The organism is Streptomyces sp. SID9727 (genome assembly GCF_010550605.1).
Classification (GTDB): domain Bacteria; phylum Actinomycetota; class Actinomycetes; order Streptomycetales; family Streptomycetaceae; genus Streptomyces.
In genome coordinates this window covers 1-209 of sequence record NZ_JAAGNI010000385.1, presented here as the reverse complement: position 1 = coordinate 209, position 209 = coordinate 1, and the positions used below count along the sequence as shown (strand labels likewise).

The window sequence follows — 209 nt, the reverse complement described above, 5'->3', positions numbered from 1 at the left end:
GTCCTCGGCCGCGATGGTCTCCTTGCGGATGCGGGATTCGGCAAAGGCCACGTCCTCGGGCACCCGTCGATCCAGGTGGTGACACACCATCAGCATGTCCAGATGCTCCTCGACCGTGTTGGCGGTATAGGGGCGCGTGGGGTTGGTCGATGACGGCAGCACGTTCGCCATGCCGACCATGCGGATGATATCGGGGGCATGCCCGCCGC

At 65.6% G+C, this 209-nt stretch carries 1 protein-coding gene; it reads right to left on the bottom strand.

What is annotated here, in order from left to right; all coding sequences use genetic code 11:
* Positions 1 to 209: amidohydrolase family protein (locus G3I41_RS26975; protein WP_164402970.1), on the bottom strand; the 209-nt coding region annotated here is incomplete at both ends.